Source organism: Mesorhizobium sp. M00.F.Ca.ET.216.01.1.1 (assembly GCF_004010325.2).
Taxonomy (GTDB): Bacteria; Pseudomonadota; Alphaproteobacteria; order Rhizobiales; family Rhizobiaceae; genus Mesorhizobium.
On sequence record NZ_SADR02000010.1, the window covers coordinates 193,629 to 213,540 of the forward strand.

18 protein-coding genes and 1 riboswitch are annotated in these 19,912 nt (G+C 64.6%); of the genes, 8 read left to right on the forward strand and 10 right to left on the reverse strand.

Annotated elements, in window-relative coordinates:
- The 9 genes from nuoG to EN859_RS15550 all read right to left on the reverse strand — a co-directional run bounded on the left by nuoG (nucleotide 1) and on the right by EN859_RS15550 (nucleotide 8,746).
- Nucleotides 1-2,082, reverse strand: coding sequence for an NADH-quinone oxidoreductase subunit NuoG (gene nuoG, locus EN859_RS15510; protein WP_127853762.1), 2,082 nt, complete (start codon nucleotides 2,080-2,082; stop codon nucleotides 1-3).
- Between the two features lie 74 nt (nucleotides 2,083-2,156).
- Nucleotides 2,157-2,858: an NADH-ubiquinone dehydrogenase gene (locus EN859_RS15515; RefSeq protein WP_127853763.1), complete on the reverse strand. Its 702-nt coding sequence runs from the start codon at nucleotides 2,856-2,858 to the stop codon at nucleotides 2,157-2,159.
- Nucleotides 2,859-2,940: 82 nt separating this feature from the next.
- Nucleotides 2,941-4,245 carry an NADH-quinone oxidoreductase subunit NuoF gene (gene nuoF, locus EN859_RS15520; protein ID WP_127853764.1) on the reverse strand — a complete coding sequence of 435 codons (1,305 nt, stop codon included), beginning with the start codon at nucleotides 4,243-4,245 and terminating at the stop codon, nucleotides 2,941-2,943.
- A gap of 10 nt (nucleotides 4,246-4,255) precedes the next feature.
- Nucleotides 4,256-5,548, reverse strand: coding sequence for an NADH-quinone oxidoreductase subunit E (locus EN859_RS15525; protein ID WP_127853765.1), 1,293 nt, complete (start codon nucleotides 5,546-5,548; stop codon nucleotides 4,256-4,258).
- Nucleotides 5,549-6,739 carry an NADH-quinone oxidoreductase subunit D gene (locus EN859_RS15530; RefSeq protein WP_127853766.1) on the reverse strand — a complete coding sequence of 397 codons (1,191 nt, stop codon included), beginning with the start codon at nucleotides 6,737-6,739 and terminating at the stop codon, nucleotides 5,549-5,551.
- A gap of 51 nt (nucleotides 6,740-6,790) precedes the next feature.
- Nucleotides 6,791-7,186, reverse strand: a complete 396-nt coding sequence (locus EN859_RS15535) for a four helix bundle protein (RefSeq protein ID WP_127853767.1) — start codon at nucleotides 7,184-7,186, stop codon at nucleotides 6,791-6,793.
- A gap of 17 nt (nucleotides 7,187-7,203) precedes the next feature.
- Nucleotides 7,204-7,803, reverse strand: a complete 600-nt coding sequence (locus tag EN859_RS15540) for an NADH-quinone oxidoreductase subunit C (protein ID WP_127853768.1) — start codon at nucleotides 7,801-7,803, stop codon at nucleotides 7,204-7,206.
- 5 nt (nucleotides 7,804-7,808) lie between these two features.
- A complete protein-coding gene (locus EN859_RS15545; RefSeq protein ID WP_127853769.1) occupies nucleotides 7,809-8,390 on the reverse strand; it encodes an NADH-quinone oxidoreductase subunit B in 582 nt (193 codons plus the stop codon).
- Nucleotides 8,381-8,746: an NADH-quinone oxidoreductase subunit A gene (locus EN859_RS15550; protein WP_127853770.1), complete on the reverse strand. Its 366-nt coding sequence runs from the start codon at nucleotides 8,744-8,746 to the stop codon at nucleotides 8,381-8,383. The genes EN859_RS15545 and EN859_RS15550 overlap by 10 nt, the downstream gene beginning before the upstream one ends.
- Nucleotides 8,747-9,070: 324 nt before the next feature.
- On the opposite strand from EN859_RS15550, the gene EN859_RS15555 reads away from it, so the two are divergent.
- The 8 genes from EN859_RS15555 to EN859_RS15590 all read left to right on the forward strand — a co-directional run bounded on the left by EN859_RS15555 (nucleotide 9,071) and on the right by EN859_RS15590 (nucleotide 19,184).
- Nucleotides 9,071-10,270, forward strand: a complete 1,200-nt coding sequence (locus EN859_RS15555) for a winged helix-turn-helix domain-containing protein (protein ID WP_127853771.1) — start codon at nucleotides 9,071-9,073, stop codon at nucleotides 10,268-10,270.
- Nucleotides 10,271-10,299: 29 nt separating this feature from the next.
- A riboswitch (cobalamin riboswitch) is annotated at nucleotides 10,300-10,506 on the forward strand.
- A 37-nt stretch (nucleotides 10,507-10,543) separates the two neighbouring features.
- Entirely contained in the window at nucleotides 10,544-10,978 is a 435-nt protein-coding gene (locus tag EN859_RS15560) for a DUF1636 family protein (RefSeq protein WP_127853772.1), read from the forward strand.
- Entirely contained in the window at nucleotides 10,975-12,012 is a 1,038-nt protein-coding gene (gene cobW / locus EN859_RS15565; protein WP_127853773.1) for a cobalamin biosynthesis protein CobW, read from the forward strand. The genes EN859_RS15560 and cobW overlap by 4 nt, the downstream gene beginning before the upstream one ends.
- 15 nt (nucleotides 12,013-12,027) lie before the next feature.
- Nucleotides 12,028-15,699: a cobaltochelatase subunit CobN gene (gene cobN, locus EN859_RS15570; RefSeq protein WP_127853774.1), complete on the forward strand. Its 3,672-nt coding sequence runs from the start codon at nucleotides 12,028-12,030 to the stop codon at nucleotides 15,697-15,699.
- Entirely contained in the window at nucleotides 15,696-17,021 is a 1,326-nt protein-coding gene (gene cobG / locus EN859_RS15575) for a precorrin-3B synthase (protein WP_127853775.1), read from the forward strand. The genes cobN and cobG overlap by 4 nt, the downstream gene beginning before the upstream one ends.
- A 2-nt stretch (nucleotides 17,022-17,023) precedes the next feature.
- Nucleotides 17,024-17,656: a precorrin-8X methylmutase gene (locus EN859_RS15580; protein WP_127853776.1), complete on the forward strand. Its 633-nt coding sequence runs from the start codon at nucleotides 17,024-17,026 to the stop codon at nucleotides 17,654-17,656.
- Nucleotides 17,653-18,423, forward strand: coding sequence for a precorrin-2 C(20)-methyltransferase (locus EN859_RS15585; RefSeq protein ID WP_127853777.1), 771 nt, complete (start codon nucleotides 17,653-17,655; stop codon nucleotides 18,421-18,423). The genes EN859_RS15580 and EN859_RS15585 overlap by 4 nt, the downstream gene beginning before the upstream one ends.
- Nucleotides 18,420-19,184 (forward strand): precorrin-3B C(17)-methyltransferase, encoded by a 765-nt coding sequence (locus tag EN859_RS15590; RefSeq protein ID WP_127853778.1) that lies wholly within the window; start codon nucleotides 18,420-18,422, stop codon nucleotides 19,182-19,184. The genes EN859_RS15585 and EN859_RS15590 overlap by 4 nt, the downstream gene beginning before the upstream one ends.
- Here the strand turns inward: EN859_RS15590 and EN859_RS15595 are convergent.
- Nucleotides 19,148-19,912 (reverse strand): cobalt-precorrin-6A reductase, encoded by a 765-nt coding sequence (locus tag EN859_RS15595; protein WP_127853779.1) that lies wholly within the window; start codon nucleotides 19,910-19,912, stop codon nucleotides 19,148-19,150. The two genes, EN859_RS15590 and EN859_RS15595, sit on opposite strands and share 37 nt — an antisense overlap.

Genomic DNA, 19,912 nt, shown 5'->3' on the forward strand with positions numbered 1-19,912 from the left:
CTACTCCGCCGCCTGCTTGAAGCCGTTTTTCGCCAGCGCCGAGCATTCCGCCATCACCGCCGACGCCCGCGCGATCGGATTGGTCAGGTAGAAATCCTTCACCGGCGAGGTGAAGGCGCCCTTGTTCAGCCGCCCGCCGAGCTTCGCCACCCTGGCGATGTCATCGGCGTTGCCTGCCGCGACCTGGTCGATGCGGGCAAGATGCGGATATTCTGCGTAAAGCTTGGCGCGAAGCTGCGGCAGCGAATCGAACGGCAGCTTGTTGCCCAGCACATCCGAAAGCGCCCTGAGGATCGCCCAGTCCTCGCGCGCCTCACCGGGCGCGAAGCCGGCGCGGTTCGTCTGCTGCACGCGCCCCTCGGTGTTGATAAAGGTGCCCGACTTTTCGGTGTAGGCGGCGCCCGGCAAGATGACGTTGGCGCGGTGTGCGCCCTGGTCGCCATGCGTGCCGATATAGACGACGAAAGCGCCCCCGGTCTTTGCCATGTCGATTTCGTCGGCGCCGAGCAGGAATAGCACGTCCATCTCGCCCAGCATGCCGGCGACGTTCTTGCCGCCCGCGCCGGGCACGAAGCCGACATCGAGGCCGCCGACGCGTGCCGCCGCGGTGTGCAGCACGGCAAAACCGTTCCAGTCGGCCCGGGCGGCATTGACGGCGACGGCGAGCTTCGCCGCCTGGCCGAGCACAGCCGCACCATCCGGCCGCGCCAATGCGCCCTGGCCAACGATGATCAGCGGATGCGTTGCGTTCTTCAGCACCTGGAAGAACTTGCCGTTGCCGTCGGCCAGATCCTTCAGCGATTCCGGACCGGCGCCCAGCTGTTCGTATTCGTAGCGCGTATCGCCGACATCGCCGATGACGGCGATCGGCAGCTTGCCGCCCCGCCAGGCCTTGCGGATGCGGGTGTTGAGCACAGATGCCTCGAAGCGCGGATTGGCGCCGATGATCAGCACCGCGTCGGCCTGCTCGATGCCCTCGATGGTCGGATTGAAGATATAGCTTGCCCGGCCGAGCGACGGATCAAGCGCAGCACCATCCTGGCGGCAATCGGTGTTCTTGGAGCCGAGCGAGGCCATCAGCAGCTTCAGCGCGAAGATTTCCTCGACGGCGGCGAGATCGCCGGCAATGGCACCGATTTTTTCCGGTGCCGTCTGCGACACCTGCTCCTTGATCGCCGAAAAAGCTTCGGCCCAGCTAGCCGGCACCAGCTTGCCATTCTTACGCACATAGGGCCGGTCAAGGCGCTGGGTGCGCAGCCCGTCCCAGATGAAGCGGGTCTTGTCGGAAATCCACTCCTCGTTCACCGCCTCGTTGACGCGTGGCAGGATGCGCATCACTTCGCGGCCTCGGCTATCGACGCGGATCGCCGAGCCGACGGCGTCCATCACGTCGATGGACTCGGTCTTGGTCAGTTCCCATGGCCGCGCCTGGAACGCGTAGGGTTTGGAGGTCAGTGCGCCGACCGGGCAAAGGTCGATGACGTTGCCCTGCAATTCCGAGGTCATCGCGCTTTCGAGATAGGTGGTGATCTCGGCGTCCTCGCCGCGGCCGATCAGGCCGAGTTCGGAAATGCCGGCAACCTCCGTGGTGAAGCGGACGCAGCGCGTGCAATGGATGCAGCGGTTCATCACCGTCTTGACCAGCGGCCCGATATACTTGTCTTCGACCGCCCGCTTGTTCTCGTGATAGCGCGAGGAATCGACGCCGAAAGCCATCGCCTGATCCTGCAGGTCGCATTCGCCGCCCTGGTCGCAGATCGGGCAATCGAGCGGGTGGTTGATCAGTAGGAATTCCATCACGCCTTCCCTGGCCTTCTTGACCATCGGCGTGTTGGTGAAGATTTCCGGCGGCTCGCCATTCGGGCCGGGACGCAGGTCGCGCACACCCATGGCACAGGACGCCTGCGGCTTGGGCGGCCCACCCTTCACCTCGATCAGGCACATGCGGCAATTGCCGGCGATCGACAGCCGCTCATGGAAGCAGAAGCGCGGCACTTCCGCGCCGGCGTCCTCGGCCGCCTGCAGCAGCGTGTAATGGTCGGGTACAGTGATCTCTTTCCCGTCGACCTTGAGCTTTGCCATGTCGCCTCAAACCCCTGCGGACGTTCCGCAATCTTTACTTCCGGGCGCAGCCGAAACCGCGCACGACATCGAATTCAATGTTTAGCCTCGGCCAGCGCCGCCGCCTGACTGATCCAGTCGTCGCGACCGATACGGCCCTTCAACGAAAGGTAATCCTCAACCCAGGCGATCTCTTCGGGCGTCCACGCCGCGATCTGGCCGTACGTCCAGATGCCCAAGCCGTTCAGCACCTTTTCCAGCTTCGGCCCGATGCCCGATATCGCCTTGAGGTCTGCCGGCCTTGCCGGCCGGTCCACGGCCTTGGGCTGCCTGAAATCCTCCGGCATCAGCCCGGTCGCCGCGTCGCTTACAACAGCGTCGGCATCGATTGCGCCCTGCGCCTCGTCGGCCGTGTGCGCGGCGATATCGGTCACGTCGTTGGCGAAGGTCTGCGCCTCGGCGATCAAGGTCCTGGTCGCCGCGCGCGCCTTCGTCGAGGAGCTTTTCGTGGTTTCCGAAAAGCGTTCCGTCCTTGCCTCGAAATCCTCGACGATCGGCTGGAAAAGCCGTTGCGAGGCTTCGGCCGCGCCGGAGAGCGCCCCCATCCAGACGCCGAAGGCGTGATTGGCAAGCCCGATACCGAGCGCCGACATCGCCGCCGCACCGGCGACTGGATGCGCCAGAAGGTTGACGGCGCTCGCCATCTCCTTCGGCATCATCCTGGTCAAATCCCTGTTCATCTTCTCGAACTGGTCCAAATCGGGCGTCAAATGATCGGGTAGCGAAAATAGCGACATAGGTAGTCTCCTGGTCGTTTCTTCCGTATGCCCCGAGCCTGCTTCCTCATTTCGGGCATTCGCCCGCATTTCGAATTCTTCTCTATTCCGCCGCCACCATCACCGGCTCAACCCGATGCGCATTGCGCGAAAACTCGTCGATGCGCCGCTCCACCTCGCCGCGGAAATGCCGCATCAGGCCCTGGATCGGCCACGCCGCCGCATCGCCCAGCGCGCAGATCGTGTGGCCTTCGACCTGCTTGGTCACGTCGAGCAGCATGTCGATCTCGCGCTTCTGCGCTTCGCCGCGTACCAGCCGCTCCATCACCCGCCACATCCAGCCGGTGCCTTCGCGGCACGGGGTGCACTGGCCGCAGCTCTCATGCTTGTAGAAGTAGGAAAGCCGCGCGATCGCTTTCACGATATCGGTCGATTTGTCCATGACGATGACAGCCGCCGTGCCAAGGCCCGACTTGAGGTCGCGCAGCCCATCGAAATCCATCGGTGCGTCGATGATCTGCTCCGCCGGCACCAGCGGCACTGAAGCGCCGCCCGGGATGACCGCGAGCAGATTGTCCCAGCCGCCGCGAACGCCGCCGCAATGCGTCTCGATCAGTTCGCGGAACGGGATCGACATCGCCTCTTCGACGGTGCAGGGATTGTTGACGTGGCCGGAGATGCAGAACAGCTTGGTGCCGGAATTGTTGGGCCGGCCGAAGGACGAAAACCAGGCAGCACCACGACGCAGGATGGTCGGCGCCACGGCGATTGATTCGACATTGTTGACCGTCGTCGGACAGCCATAGAGGCCGACATTGGCCGGGAATGGCGGCTTCAGCCGCGGCTGGCCCTTCTTGCCTTCGAGGCTTTCGAGCAGCGCCGTTTCCTCGCCGCAGATATAGGCGCCGGCGCCATGATGCATGTAGATGTCGAAGTCGTAGCCCGAAGTGTTGTTCTTGCCGATCAGCTTGGCCTCATAGGCCTCGTCGATGGCGCGCTGCAGCGCCTCGCGCTCGCGGACGAACTCGCCGCGCACGTAGATGTAGGCGGCGACTGCGCCCATGGCGAAGCCGGCGATCAGCGAACCCTCGACCAGCGTATGCGGGTCATGGCGCAATATGTCGCGGTCCTTGCATGTGCCGGGCTCGGATTCGTCGGCATTGACGACCAGATAGCTCGGCCGGCCGTCGCTCTGCTTGGGCATGAACGACCATTTCAGCCCGGTCGGGAAGCCGGCGCCGCCGCGTCCGCGCAGGCCGCTGGCCTTCATCTCGTTGACGATCCACTCGCGCCCCTTGGCGATGATGCCGGGCGTGTTGTCCCAGGCGCCACGCGCCATGGCGCCGGCCAGCGACTTGTCGAAACGGCCGTAGATATTGTTGAAGATGCGGTCTCTGTCCTCAAGCATCGTTCGTCCCTCAGACCGGCTTCTTGCCGAAGACGCGGATGTATTCGGCAACACCGCCCTTGGCCAGCGCCTTGGCCTGCCTGACCCAATCGTCGCGCTCGATGCGGCCGTGGAAGCTCAGATAGGCATCGACCCACTCGCGCTCGGCCTTCTTCCACGAAGCGACCTGCGCGAAGGTGTAGATGCCCAGCGAATGCAGGATGCCCTCGATTTTCGGGCCGACGCCCGAGATCAGCTTGAGATCGTCGACCAGCGCCGGTTTTTCGATGCCGGCCGGACGGTTCTTGTCCTCGAGCGATGGCTTGGCCGGCTTGGCGACAGCTTTCGCCGCTGGCACCTTGGCTTCCGGCGATTTGAAGGCCGCCGCTGGCTCGGCCTTGGTCTTCGGTCCGCTGCGTTGTTTCGAAACTTTCTCGACTTCCGGCGAGGCCTTGTTGGCATTGGCGGCCGAGTGTAGCGGCGCCGTGACGCTCGCTGCCTTTTCCGCGGCTGGTGCGACCTTGACCGGCGAAGGCGACTTCAGCGCCGGGCTGGTTTCGGGCGCATCGGTCTTCGGCTTGCTCGCCTTCGACGGCGCAACAGGGGCGGCGGCGGGCTGTTGCACGACCGTGGCGACTATTGCCTCCGGCGCCGCCTTGGCGGCCTTGGTCGCCGCCTTGGCTTCCTTGTCGCGGGTCGACTTGAGGATCGCCTTTTCGCTCCTCAGCGTCGTAAGACCCGTGAGCGGTTCGGAGGTGATGCGGCCATTCTGCGGCCCCGGCTTCACCTGCGCGCCCCTGTCGGCATCATAGAGGTCGACGATCTCCGCAAGCCGTTCCGGCGTCAGGTCCTCGTACGTGTCCTTGAAGATCATCACCATCGGCGCGTTGACGCAGGCGCCGAGACACTCGACCTCCTCCCACGACAGCGTGCCCTTGTCATTGGTGTGGAACTGGTCGTGATGGATCTTGGAGCGGCACACATCCATCAATGCTTCCGAGCCGCGCAGCATGCAGGGTGTGGTGCCGCAGACCTGGATATGCGCCCGGGTGCCTACGGGATTAAGCTGATACTGCGTGTAGAAGGTGGCGACCTCGAGCCCTCTGATGTAGGGCATGCCGAGCATGTCGGAGATCGTCTCGATCGCCGCCTTGGTCACCCAACCTTCCTGTTCCTGCGCCAGCATCAGCAGCGGGATGATCGCGGAATGCTCGCGGCCCTTGGGATATTTCTTGATCCATTGCTTCGCCGCAGCCGCATTCGCCCGGTTGAAGGCGAAGGAGGCTGGCTGGACGCTGGCTTCTGCGAGACGGCGGACTGACATTTAGCGATCGACCTCACCAAACACGATGTCGAGGGAGCCGAGAACGGCAGTGACGTCGGCCAGCATGTGGCCGCGGCAGAGAAAGTCCATCGCCTGCAGATGCGCGAAGCCGGGCGCGCGCAGCTTGCAGCGATAGGGCTTGTTGGTGCCGTCGGAGACCAGATAGACGCCGAACTCGCCTTTCGGCGCCTCGACCGCCGCATAGACCTCGCCGGCCGGCACGCGGTAGCCCTCGGTGTAGAGCTTGAAGTGATGGATCAGCGCTTCCATCGAGCGCTTCATCGCCGCGCGCTTCGGCGGCACCACCTTGCCGTCGAGGTTCGACACCGGCCCACTGCCTTCCTTGCCAAGCAGCAGGTCGACACATTGGCGCATGATCCTGGCGGACTGTCGCATCTCTTCCATGCGCACGAGATAACGGTCGAAGCAGTCGCCGTTCTTGCCGACCGGAATGTCGAAATCCATCTCGGCATAGCATTCGTAAGGCTGCGACTTGCGCAGGTCCCAGGCAACACCCGAACCGCGCACCATGACGCCCGAAAAGCCCCAGGCCCAGGCGTCGGCCAGCGAGACGGTGCCGATGTCGACATTGCGCTGCTTGAAGATGCGGTTGCCGGTCAGCAGCGCGTCGAGGTCGTCGATCGACTTCAGGAACGGATCGATCCACTTGCCGATGTCCTCGACCAGCTTCTGCGGCAGGTCCTGATGCACGCCACCGGGGCGGAAATAGGCCGCATGCATGCGCGAACCGCTGGCGCGCTCGTAGAACACCATCAGCTTTTCGCGCTCGACGAAGCCCCACAGAGGCGGGGTCAGCGCGCCAACGTCCAGCGCCTGCGTCGTCACATTGAGGATGTGCGACATGATGCGGCCGAGCTCGGAATAGAGCACGCGGATCAACTGCCCACGTTTCGGCACCTCGATGCCAAGCAGCCGCTCGGCGGCCAGCGCAAAGGCATGTTCCTGGTTCATCGGCGCGCAATAATCGAGCCGGTCGAGATAAGGCACCGCCTGCAGGTAGGTCTTGGCCTCGATCAGCTTTTCCGTGCCGCGGTGCAACAGCCCGATATGCGGGTCGACGCGATCGACGACTTCGCCATCCAGTTCCAGCACGAGACGTAGCACGCCGTGCGCCGCCGGATGCTGCGGGCCGAAATTGATGTTGAAATTGCGGACGGAGGTTTCAGCCATGAGCGTGCCGCTCGCGCACCAAGTGAATGGTGAATGGTGAATGGTGAATGGTCATTGGCCTGCCCCGACCTCCAGGGATCGAATGAACGAACGCATCATCTTTCCCAATTTTTCGAATCTCACAGACAACAGTCCTGCACTCTTCTCGTCCAACAGCCCTATGCGCATCGAAAGAAGTGTATGGGTTCCCAATTCTTTCAGCGAACCCTGCGCGACACGGAGAAACTGAACGAACGGCTTTCGCTGACCGCGTCCGAAACCCTCGGCGATGTTTGCCGGGATCGAGGATGCCGCTCGCCGCATCTGAGATGTCATGCCGAACATTTCCTCTCGCGGGAATGCCTTCGTCGCGAGGTAGATGTCTGCAGCCAATTCCATCGAGTCTTTCCATACATTCAGGTCCCGATAGTCGTTGATTTTCCCAGACGTCTCATCCCGCCTTTCCATTCACTATTCACTATTCACTATTTCGCTTTTTCGTCGCCCGGCAGCACGTAATCCGTACCTTCCCACGGGGACAAAAAATCGAAATTGCGGAATTCCTGCTTCAATTCCACCGGCTCGTAGATGACGCGCTTGGCCTCGTCGTCGTAGCGCACCTCGACGAAGCCGGTCAGCGGAAAGTCCTTGCGCAGCGGATGGCCTTCGAAGCCATAGTCGGTCAGAATGCGCCGCAGATCGGGATGGCCCGAGAACAGCACGCCATAGAGATCATAGGTCTCGCGTTCGAACCAGTCGGCGCCGGGATAAACACCGGTGATCGACGGCACCAATATCTCTTCGTCTGCCTGGACCTTGATGCGGATGCGAAAATTCTGCTTCGGCGACAACAGATGATAGACGACGTCGAAGCGCTTTGCCCGCGACGGGTAGTCGGCGCCGCAGACGTCGATGATCGAGATGAACTGGCAGCGCACGTCATCGCGCAGGAAGGTCACCACCTCGATCAGGTCGTGCGGCTCGACAGAAAGGGTAAGCTCGCCATAGGCAAGCACGGCATCGCCGATCCGGCCGCACAGCTTCTCGTCCAGATAGGCCGAGAGTTCATTCAACGACTGGCTCATGCCGCTCACCGTTCGATCGTGCCGGTGCGGCGGATCTTCTTCTGCAGCAGAAGAATGCCGTAGAGCAGCGCTTCCGCGCTTGGCGGGCAGCCGGGCACATAGATATCGACCGGTACGATGCGGTCGCAGCCGCGCACTACCGAATAGGAATAGTGATAGTAGCCGCCGCCATTGGCACAGGAACCCATCGAGATGACGTAGCGCGGCTCCGGCATCTGGTCGTAGACCTTGCGCAGGGCCGGCGCCATCTTGTTGGTCAGCGTGCCGGCGACGATCATGATGTCGGACTGACGCGGCGAGGCACGCGGCGCGACGCCGAAGCGCTCGCTATCGTAGCGCGGCATCGAGGTGTGGATCATCTCGACTGCGCAGCAGGCAAGACCGAAGGTCATGAACATCAGCGAGCCGCTGCGGGCCCAGGTGATCAGCGCCTCGGTGGAGGTGACGAGAAAACCCTTGTCGGCGAGCTCGTCATTGATCTCCAGGAAGAACGGGTCGTCGGACCCAACCGGCCTGCCGGTGTTCGGGTCTATCAACCCCTTGGGCTTCGGCGCGACGAGCGTGCCGGAACTGTCGTTCAATCCCATTCCAGCGCTCCTTTTTTCCATTCATAGGCAAAGCCGATGGTCAGCACCGCCAAAAACACCATCATCGACCAGAAACCGAGCATGCCGATCTTGCTGAAGGACACAGCCCACGGAAACAGGAAGGCCACCTCCAGATCGAAGATGATGAACAGGATCGACACCAGATAGAAGCGGATGTCGAACTTCATGCGGGCGTCGTCGAACGAGTTGAAACCGCATTCATAGGCGGAAAGCTTTTCCGGATCGGGGTTGCGGTAGGCCACCAGGAACGGCGCCGCAAGCAGCGCCAGGCCGACGACCAGCGCGACGGCGATGAAGAGGACGATAGGCAGGTACGAACTCAAAAGTGCGTTCATGCTGCGGCTTTCCGTTGGCGGCCAATCCACTTTGATTACAGCACCGGACCCACTTGCGGAAGCGTGACAGATTAACCGCTGAAGCGTTTTAGGGGGGCCTATGCTGCAACGCGGCGAGGGTTAGCGCAGCGCTTTCGGCGAAGCAAGTCAAACCTTGTTCAAAATGCAGTGCCGGACGGCATATCAGGAAAAACTGGTCCGATCCGCTCCTGTTTGATTTCCTTCACCTTCTACTCCTCTTTTCTCTCCTGACATAGATCCCGCCAAAACCCTGTTAGCATGGCGCGGAATCATTGGTCCGAACACCGCCAGGGTCCCGCCCGCATGAAGGAAAAAATCTCGCTCGCCACGGCCCGGCGCGTTGCACTCGCCGCCCAGGGTTTTACCGATCCCCGTCCCAATGGCACGCCCGGTCGCCGCCATCTGGCCCGGGTGCTGGCCCGTACCGGGCTGCTGCAGATCGATTCCGTCAGCGCAGTGGTGCGCGCCCATTACATGCCGCTCTATTCACGGCTTGGCCCCTACAGGCTGTCTCTGCTCGATGACGCCGCCGCGACGCGCAAGCGCATGGTCTTCGAATATTGGGCGCACGAAGCCTCCTTCCTGCCGGTCGAGACCTATCCGCTGATGCGCTGGCGCATGGAGCGGGCAGAGCGCGGCAACGAAATGTATAACGGGTTGGCGAAATGGGGGCGCGAGCACACCATCTACATCGAAGACATCTACCGCGAGGTCATCGACCGGGGCCCGATCGCCGCATCAGCTCTCGAAGGCCAGAAAGGCTCTGGCGGCTGGTGGGGCTGGAGCGACGCCAAGTACGCCTTCGAATGGCTGTTCTGGGCCGGCCGCATCACCACGGCCTCGCGCCGCGGCTTCGAGCGGCTTTACGATCTGCCGGAACGCGTGCTGCCACGGGCAATACTTGGCCTGCCGGTACCGTCGCCTGAAGATGCACACCGCGAATTGCTGCGCATCTCCGCCCGCGCCCACGGCGTAGCGACAGCGGGCGACCTGCGCGACTATTTCCGGCTCTCGCCCGCCGACATCAAGGGGCGCATCGAGGAACTGGTCGAGGCAGGCGAGCTTTTGCCGGTGCGTGTCGAAGGCTGGGACAAACCCGCCTACCTCCACAAGGACGCCCGTTTTCCGCGCAGGATCGAGGCGCGCGCCCTGTTCGCCCCGTTCGATCCCGTCGTCTTCGAACGGGCGCGCACAGAAAGGCTTTTCAACTTCCGCTATCGCATCGAGATCTACACGCCGGCTGAAAAGCGCCAGTACGGCTACTATGTGCTGCCGTTCCTGCTCGGCGACAGGATCGTGGCGCGCGTCGACCTCAAGGCCGACCGCCCCACCGGAGTGTTGCGCGTCCATGCCGCCTATGCAGAGCCCGCCGCCCCGGCCGAAACCGCCGCCGAACTCTTCGAGGAGTTGAAGCTGATGCGGGGCTGGCTCGGCCTGGAGCGCATCGAAGTGACGCCGGCCGGCGATCTGGGGCCTGCACTTGTCGACATCGCGGCGTCGTAGACGTGCGTTGACACAACTGCCTCCACAAGCCTAAATCCCGCTCAGACGGTCTCCTCTCGGCAAAGGGAGGAGCCAAGAGGGAATGCGGTGCGAGATCGCAAGATTTCAAATCCGCGGCTGTCCCCGCAACTGTAAGCGACGAGCCTGGGCCGAAAACCACTGGGATGTTCCTGGGAAGGCGGCACCGAGGCGATGACCCGCGAGCCAGGAGACCTGCCGTCTAGGACATAAGAATCCGATCGCCTGGCGGGTTTTCCGGGCAAGGAGCCTGATTTGGAGCGCAACAGCAGTTCTTCGGCTGAGACAGCGGACGTATTGTCCGGCCATGGCGACGCTTTTGACGGCGTCACCGTGATCGTCTGCGCCTCCTGCCGCGACGAGACCGGTTCGGATGCGCATCCCCGCGCCGGCGAACTTCTCGCTGATGACACACGCCGCGCCGCATGGGGCGAAGATATCCGCATCCGCGCTGTCGACTGCCTCGGCAACTGCAAGCGCCGGCTCAGCGCCGCGATCCTGCGCGATGGCTGCTGGAGCTACGTCTTCGGCGACCTGACCGCCACAAGCGGCGCCGACCTCGTCACCGGCGCAAGACTTTTCGCCACCTCGACGGACGGTCTCATTCCATGGCGCGGCCGCCCCGATTGCCTGAAGCGCGGCCTGGTTGCCCGCATCCCTCCCCTCGACCTCTTGAAGGACTTGACATGACCGCTTCCGTCTCGCGCGTTCCTTGCACTGTCGTCACCGGTTTCCTCGGCGCCGGCAAGACGACGCTGATCCGCCATCTGCTCGAGAACGCTCATGACAAGCGGCTGGCCATCATCGTCAACGAGTTCGGCGATATCGGCATCGACGGTGAGATCCTCAGGGGATGCGGCATCGATTCTTGCCCGGAGGAGAACATTGTCGAACTGGCCAATGGCTGCATCTGCTGCACAGTCGCCGACGACTTTGTCCCGGCGCTGGACCAGATCCTGTCGCGTACGCCGAAGGTCGACCATATCCTGATCGAAACCTCCGGCCTTGCCCTGCCCAAGCCGCTGGTCCAGGCCTTCCAGTGGCCGTCGGTCAAAAGCCGGGTGACGGTCGACAGCGTCATCGCCGTAGTCGATGGACCGGCGCTCGCAGACGGCCGCGTTGCCTCCGACATGGACGCTCTGCAGGCGCAGCGCGCTGGAGATATGACGCTCGAGCATGATGATCCGGTCGAGGAGGTGTTCGAGGATCAGCTCGCCTGTGCCGATCTGATCATTCTGTCGAAGAGCGACCTGATGGACGCCGTTGGCTCGGCCCGCGCCAACGCCGTCATCGGCGCACATGTCGCGCCTGCGGTGAAGATCGTGCCGACATCGCACGGCAAGATCGATCCATCGGTGCTGCTCGGTCTCGGTCTCGCCGTCGAGGACGACATCGAGAACCGCAAGACCCACCATGACGACGAGCTCGATCATGAGCATGACGACTTCGATTCGTTTGTCATCGACATCCCGTCGATCGCCAATCCGGATGAACTGGCTTTGCGCGTCGCCACCGCGGCGGAGGAAGAAAACGTGTTGCGCGTCAAGGGTTTCGTCGAGGTCGGCGGCAAGCCGATGCGGCTCTTGCTGCAAGCCGTCGGGCCGCGCGTCAATCACTATTACGACCGAGCCTGGACCGCTGAAGACGACCGCCGCTCCCGCCTCGTCGTCATCGGCCTCAAGGGGCTGAACCGCCCGGCGATCGAACGTATCCTGGCCGGCTGACGCAAGCACGAAGCGATGCACATCCTCACCACAACATCCGCCTCGCTCGACGATCTCGCCGAGCCGGTCGATCTGCGGCAAACACCGGCGGATGTCGTGGCGCTGTCCTTAACCGACAGCGACCTGGCCGGGCTGGCGGCAGCGTGGAAGACCGACGCGGATCGGTTGCCATCGATGCGGCTGGCGGCGCTGCGCGACCTGCGCCATCCGATGTCGGTCGACCTCTGGATCGACAGCGTCGCCCGGCACGCCAAGGTCATCTTGGTCCGCATTCTCGGCGGCTATGACTGGTGGCGTTATGGCTGCGACCAGCTTGCCTCGACCGCCCGGGCCCGCGGCATAAAACTGGCGCTGCTGCCCGGCGAATGCCGCGACGAGGATCTGCGGCTGATCGAATGCTCGACGCTGCCGAGAGAGGAGTTGGACGGCCTGCTCGACTATTTCCGCGAAGGCGGCCCGGCGAATATGACGGCGCTGGTGCATCGGCTGGCGCGGCTGGCGGGGGCGGAAGCGGCTGTCGCCGAGCCAGTTGTCGTACCTAAAGCCGGATACTACGAGCCCCGGCGCGGAGTGGTCGAGCGCGATCTACCCCTCCCCCTCGAGGGAAGGGTCCGGCTGCAGGCCGGGGGTGGGGTCCTCTCTGAGGCGCGCCAACAGAAGCGCCAACAGAAAGAGACGTCAAGCACTGCCGCGGCGACCCCACCCGGCCCTGCGGGCCACCCTCCCCTCAAGGGGGAGGGAGAGGTCGCCCCCGTCATCCCCATCCTGTTCTACCGCTCGATGCTGCTTGCTGCCGATGTCGCGCCCATCGATGCGCTGGTCGAGGCGCTCAAAGAGCGCGGCATGGCCCCAGTCCCCATCTTCGTCTCCAGCCTCAAAGACCCAGCCTCTTTGGCCTTCGTCGAAACCGCGCTTGCATCGCTCAAGCCGGCGGCGATCATCACCGCAACCGCCTTCGCCTCCGGCGCCGAACCCGGCATCGAAACCCTGTTCGACCGCGCCGGCGTGCCGGTGTTCCAGGTCATCGTCGCGACGACCCGTCACGACATCTGGCAGAACAACCAGCGCGGGCTGGCGCCCGCCGACCTCGCCATGCATGTCGTCTTGCCCGAACTCGACGGCCGTATCCTCGCCGGTGCGATTTCCTTCAAGGGGGAAATCGAGACCGACCCGGCGCTGGCCTTCCGCGCCTTCGCCAACCGGCCAGAGCCCGACCGTGTGGCGCAGGTGGCAAACCGCATCGAGGCCTTCATCCGCCTGCAGCAGACGCCGCGCGCGAAGCGCAAGCTCGCCATCCTGATCCCCGACTATCCGAGCGCGCCCGGCCGCACCGGCTATGCCGTCGGTCTCGACGCGCCGTCGAGCGTGCTCGCCATGCTGCGCGACCTGAGAGAACACGGCTACGCCGTTGAAGGGATTCCCCAGTCGGCTCGTGAGTTGCTGGATGCGCTGGAGGCCGGCGGGCACAGATTGAACCTAGACGACTACCTCTCCTTCGCAACTGAATTGCCGACGGCGGCTATAAATGCGGTTAAGGCCGCATGGGGTAAGGCAGAAGACGAGATAGAGTTGCGCGAGGCACCCCCCTCTGTCCTGCCGGACATCTCCCCCTCAAGGGGGGAGATTGCGCCCTCATCTCTGCCTTCGCCAATCTCCAACGTTGTAGGGGCGGACGGAGCGCCGGAGCTGCCAATCTCCCCCCTTGAGGGGGAGATGTCCGGCAGGACAGAGGGGGGTATTCAAGCGCCTGCGTCTGCGAAGTTCCCCTTCTGCGCTGCGACCTTCGGCAACGTCACCGTGGCGCTGGCGCCGGATCGCGGGCGCTCGGCCGACCGCCGCGCCGACTACCACGACCCGACATTGCCGCCGCGCCATGCGCTGATCGCCTTCGGCCTGTGGCTGCGCAGGTCACTCGGCGTCCATGCCCTTGTCCATGTTGGCGCGCACGGCACACTGGAATGGCTGCCAGGCAAGACCGTTGCGCTCAGCGAAAACTGCTTTCCCGAGATCGTCACTGGCTCACTGCCTGTGATCTATCCCTTCATTGTCTCCAACCCCGGTGAGGCAGCGCAGGCCAAGCGGCGCATCGCCGCCGTCACGCTTGGCCACCTGCCGCCGCCGCTGACCAGCGCCGGGCTGGACGAAAACCAGCATCGGCTGGAACGGCTGGTCGACGAATACGCCCAGGCAGACGGGCTCGACCGCCGCCGCCGCGACCGCCTGGCGACGCTGATCGTCGAGACCGCACAAAAAACCGGCCTCGCATCCGAAGCCGGCGTTGCCAGAACCGACGCACCTGACCAAGCGCTGCGCCGCATCGACGCCTGGCTTTGCGACCTGAAGGATTTCGCCATCAAGGACGGCCTGCATATTTACGGCCGCTCGTCCGAGGGCGAGGCCGATCCGTTGCGCGAGCAAAGTGCGGCGGCCGAGAAGGCGGCGCTGCTCGCAGCCCTGGACGGCCGCCATATCGCTGCCGGTCCTGCAGGCGCGCCGGCGCGCGGCCGGCGCGATGTCCTGCCCACCGGCCGTAATCTGTTCACCGCTGACCCGCGCACCATGCCAACGCCGACATCCTTCGATCTCGGTCGGGCGGCCGCCGACGAAGTATTGCGCAGCTACACGCAAACGCATGGCGACTGGCCGCGTTCGCTGGTCATCGACCTCTGGGGCTCGGCCTCGCTGCGCACCGGCGGCGAGGAAATCGCGCAAGGCCTGGCGCTGATCGGCTGCCGGCCGCAATGGGATTCTGCCACCGGCCGCATCACCGGCATCGAGGTGCTGCCGCCGGCAGCGCTCGGCCGTCCGCGCGTCGACGTTACCTGGCGTATTTCAGGCCTGTTCCGCGACATGTTCCCGACCCAGATCGCGCTGATCGATGCCGCCGCCAATGCTGTTGCCGCCCGCGACGAGGACGCTTCGGAAAACCCGCTCGCGGCCAGGACCCGTGCCGACGGAAAGATCAGCCCGCGTATTTTCGGCACCTCGCCCGGCACCTATGGCGCCGGCGTCGAGGATTTGCTGTCGAACGGCGACTGGGGCACGCGGGAAGAGATCGGCCGCGCCTATCTCGACGCCACCTCGCATGCCTATGGCGGCGCCGGCGGCGAAGCTGTCTCGGCGCCCGGCGCCTTCGAAGGCCGCATCGCCGAGGCCGACCTCCTCGTCCACACCGGCGACGACCCCGGCCGCGACATCCTCGAAGGTTCCGCCGATGTCGCCTTCATCGGCGGTTTTTCGGCAGCGCTTGCAGCGCTCGGCAAGAATGCCGATGTCATCGTGCTCGACACCACGGACCCGCAAAAGCCAAAGCCGCGCTCGGTCGGCGAGGCCGTGTCCCGCGTCGTGCGGGCGCGTGCCATCAATCCCCGCTTCATCGCCGGCCAGATGCGCCATGGCCCGCGCGGCGCCTCCGAATTCGCCGAGACGGCCGACCGGCTGATTGGTTTCGCCGAAACCACCCATGCCATATCAGGCACGCTGATCGAAGACTTGCACGACGCCTATCTCGGCGACCCCGTGGTTCGCGCCTTCATCCTGCGCGAGAACCCGGCTGCAGCGAAAGTCATCGCCGAGCGTTTCCTGTCGGCGCGCCGGCGCGGCCTCTGGCACCCGCTGCGCAACTCCATCGACGACGACCTGGCGGCATTGATTGCCGAAGCCCAAGCGCATGGGGCGGCAACATGAGCGCCTTCTCTCGCCGCGGCGCCTGCCCTGCTTTGTCCGCGCCCATGCAAACCGGCGACGGCCTTCTGGTGCGGGTCAACCCGCTCGCTGGAGGCTCAACTGCTGGAGGCCCGATTTCTGGAGGATTGCCGCCGAAGTCCCTGATCGGACTCTGCGAATCCGCATTGCGGCACGGTAACGGCATCATGGAAGTGACCGCGCGTGGCAGCCTGCAAATCCGGGGCCTCACTGCGGACAGCGCGCGGCTGCTTGCGGCGGAGGTCGACGCGCTGGGCATCACTGTCCGCACCGGCCTGCCGGTCGAGACCGGACCACTGGCGGGACTCGACCCGCAAGAGATCGCCGACCCGCGCCCCCTGACGGAGCAGATTCGGAATGCCGTCGAAGAAGCCGGCCTGACGCAGCGCCTAGGTCCGAAGGTTTCGGTCGTTGTCGATGGCGGCGGACGGCTTGGCGTGGATGCCGTGACGGCCGATGTGCGGTTGGCCGCGGTGCGGAGCGGTGCGGGAACGCGGTGGCGGATAGCTATTGCCGGGGATGCACGGAGTGCCGCACCGCTTGCGGTTGTCGCTGAAGATGCGGCCTGCGACATCACCATCGGTATTCTGCAGGCGATTGCCGAATTGGGTATCGAAGCCCGTGCAAGGGATTTGGTGGCGGAACGATTTGAAATATCGCCCCACCCGGTTCCGTCGCCGATCGGCCTATTGCCTCTCGCCGAGGATCGCTATGCCCTCGGCATCGGCCTGCCATTCGGCAGCATGCCGGCGGAAAAGCTCATCGCACTCACCCGACATGCCCTTGCCCTCGACGCCACGGAAATCCGCCTTGCGCCGGGCCGCGCACTGCTTTGCCTCGGCCTTTCGCCATCCGCCTGTGCTTCGTTGCGAGATACCGCAGCCAGCGTCGGCTTCGTTACCGACGCCACCGACCCGCGCCTCAGAATCGCCGTCTGCCCCGGCGCGCCGGCCTGCGCCTCCGGCCGCATCGCGACGCGCGATATCGCCGAGACCATTGCAGCCGAAAGCAGCGACCTGCTGGACGCATCGCTTGCGCTGCACATTTCCGGTTGCGCCAAGGGCTGCGCGCATCCCGGCCCGGCGGCGCTGACCCTGGTCGGCGGCGATAACGGAGCCGGACTTGTCGTCAACGGGACGGCAAAAGCTCTTCCTGCCGGATACAGGCCGGGCTATGACGCCGCGCGCGGCATCGGCCGCGTCGCAGCGGCAATCCGCAACGCACGACATCCCGGCGAAACCGCCGTCGCCCGCCTGGCAAGGCTTGGCACGGCCGGCGTCACCGAAGCTTACCAACAGGAATGAGCATGGCCGCCTACGACTACATTCACGACGGTACCGCGATCTATGAGCGCTCCTTCGCCATCATCCGCGCCGAAGCCGACCTGTCGCGCTTTTCCGAGGCCGAGGCCGATGTCGCCATCCGCATGATCCACGCTTGCGGACAGGTCGAGGCCGCGCGGCACTTCGTTTTCTCCGGGGATTTCGTTGCCGCCGCACGCAGCGCACTAGCAGCCGGCGCGCCGATCTTCTGCGACGCGGAGATGGTCTCGCATGGCATCACGCGTGCCCGCTTGCCGGCCGCCAACGAGGTGATCTGCACGCTGCGCGACCCGCAGACTGCTGAGATCGCCAAGCAGATCGGCAATACCCGCTCGGCTGCGGCAATCGACCTGTGGGGCGAGCGTATGGCCGGTTCGGTTGTCGCCATCGGCAATGCGCCGACAGCGCTTTTCTACCTGCTGGAAAGATTGCGCGACGGCGCGCCGAAGCCGGCAGCGATCATCGGCATGCCGGTCGGCTTCGTCGGCGCCGCCGAATCGAAGGATGCACTGGCCGAAAACTCCTACGGCGTGTCCTACGCCATCGTGCGCGGCAGGCTGGGCGGCAGCGCCATGACGGCAGCTGCACTCAACGCACTGGCGAGGCCGGGCCTGTGAACGCGATTGCAAACGACCGGCCAAAGGGTCGACTTGTCGGGGTTGGTACCGGTCCCGGCGACCCCGAGCTCTTGACGCTGAAAGCCGTGCGCGCACTGGCCGAGGCTGACGTCGTCGCGCATTTCGCCAAGCGCGGTAACAACAGCAATGCACGGACCATTGTCGGCGCTCATTTCCGCCCCGACCTGATAGAACTGCCGTTGCTCTATCCCGTGACCACCGAAATCGACAAGGATCACAACGATTACCGGTCGCAGATAACTGACTTCTATGAAGAGTCGGCGGAGAAGGTCGCCGAGCACCTCAATGCCGGCAGGATGGTCGCGGTGCTGTCCGAAGGCGACCCGCTCTTCTACGGCTCCTACATGCACCTGCATGTCAGGCTGGCGCATCGCTTTCCGACCGAGGTCATTCCCGGCGTGACCGCCATGTCTGGCTGCTGGTCGGCGACTGGGCTGCCGATCGTCCAGGGCGACGATGTGCTGACTGTGCTGCCCGGCACGATGAGCGAATTCGAGCTGACGCGGCGCCTCGCCGACACCGACGCCGCAGTCATCATGAAAGTCGGCCGCAACCTGCCCAAGATCAGGCGAGCGCTGGAAGCGACCGGCAAGGCCGCGAACGCTGTCTATGTCGAGCGCGGCACCATGCCGGGCGGCGTCTCGATGCGGCTGGTCGACAAGCTGGACGACAAGGCGCCCTACTTCGCCATCGTGCTGGTCGCCGGCTGGTCCTGCCGGCCCGCTGCATTGGGAGCCGAAGCATGAGCGGCCGCCTGACCGTCATCGGCCTTGGACCCGGCAATGTCGACCAGATCACGCCGGAAGCGAGCCGCGCCGTGGCAGAAGCAAAATTCTTCTACGGCTACAAACCCTATCTCGACCGGCTCGACCTGCGCCCCGATCAGACTCGCGTCGCTTCCGACAATCGCGAGGAGTTAGCCCGCTCCAACGACGCACTGGCAAAGGCCGCCGAAGGTCACAACGTCGCCATCGTCTCCGGCGGCGATCCCGGCGTCTTTGCCATGGCCGCCGCCGTCTGTGAGGCGATCGAGGCCGGGCCGGCCGAATGGCGCGCCGTCGACGTCGCCATCGTGCCCGGCATCACTGCCATGCTCGCGGTCGCCGCCCGTATCGGCGCGCCGCTCGGCCATGATTTCTGCGCCATCTCTCTATCCGACAATCTGAAGCCGTGGGAGCTGATCGAGCTGCGCCTGCTTGCGGCCGCTGGCGCCGGCTTCGTCATCGCGCTCTACAACCCGATCAGCAAAGCGCGCCCCTGGCAGCTCGGCCGCGCCTTCGAATGCCTGACCGCCATCCTGCCGGGCACCACGCCTGTCATTTTCGGCCGCGCCGCCGGCCGGCCGGACGAACGCATCGAGGTCTGCCTGCTGGCCGACGCCGATGCTGAAAAGGCCGACATGGCGACCTGCATCATCATCGGCTCGCCAGAAACCCGGATCATCAGGCGCGGTGACAAGTCCGCGCTCGTCTACACGCCGCGTTCGGCAGCGGGCTCGAGAAGATGATCGACCATAACGGCAAGCGCTTCGACGGTTTCGGCCGACGCCACCTCCGGCAGCGCCGGCCTGCGGATCATCACCACCTCGGTTCCCAACGCCCGCGCCGCGGCGATCTTGCCGTAGGTCGCCTCACCGCCGCTGTTCTTGGAAACGACGACGTCGATGTGGTGTTGCCGAAGCAGGGCGTTTTCGTCGGATTCGAGGAATGGCCCGCGCGCCAGCAGATAGGTTGCATCGGGAACGCCAAGTCTTGGTTCGACCGGGTCGACGCTGCGGATCAGGTAATGGTGCTGGGGGGCGGCCTCGAAGGCCGTGACCTCCTGCCGGCCGAGTGCCAGGAAAACGTGGCGCGGCGCCGATCCCAATGCCTTCACCGCCCCGGCAACGGTATCGACCAGCGTCCAGCGGTCGCCTTCGGCAGGCATCCAGCCGGGGCGCCGCAGCGCGACGATCGGCACGTCGCTCCTGCGCGCCGCTTCCGCCGCATTGGCGGAGATTTGCGCCGCATAGGGATGGGTGGCGTCGATCAGCAGGTCTGTGATCGTCTCCTGCAGATAGGCAGCCAGTCCATCGGCGCCGCCAAATCCTCCTATGCGAATGGGCACACCTTGCGCAGCCGGATTTTCGGTGCGGCCGGCCAGCGACAGCGTGACCGAAAGACCAGCGCGCGCAGCCAGCTTTCCAGCCAGTTGCCGGGCTTCGGTGGTTCCGCCGAGGATCAGAATGTTCTTCAT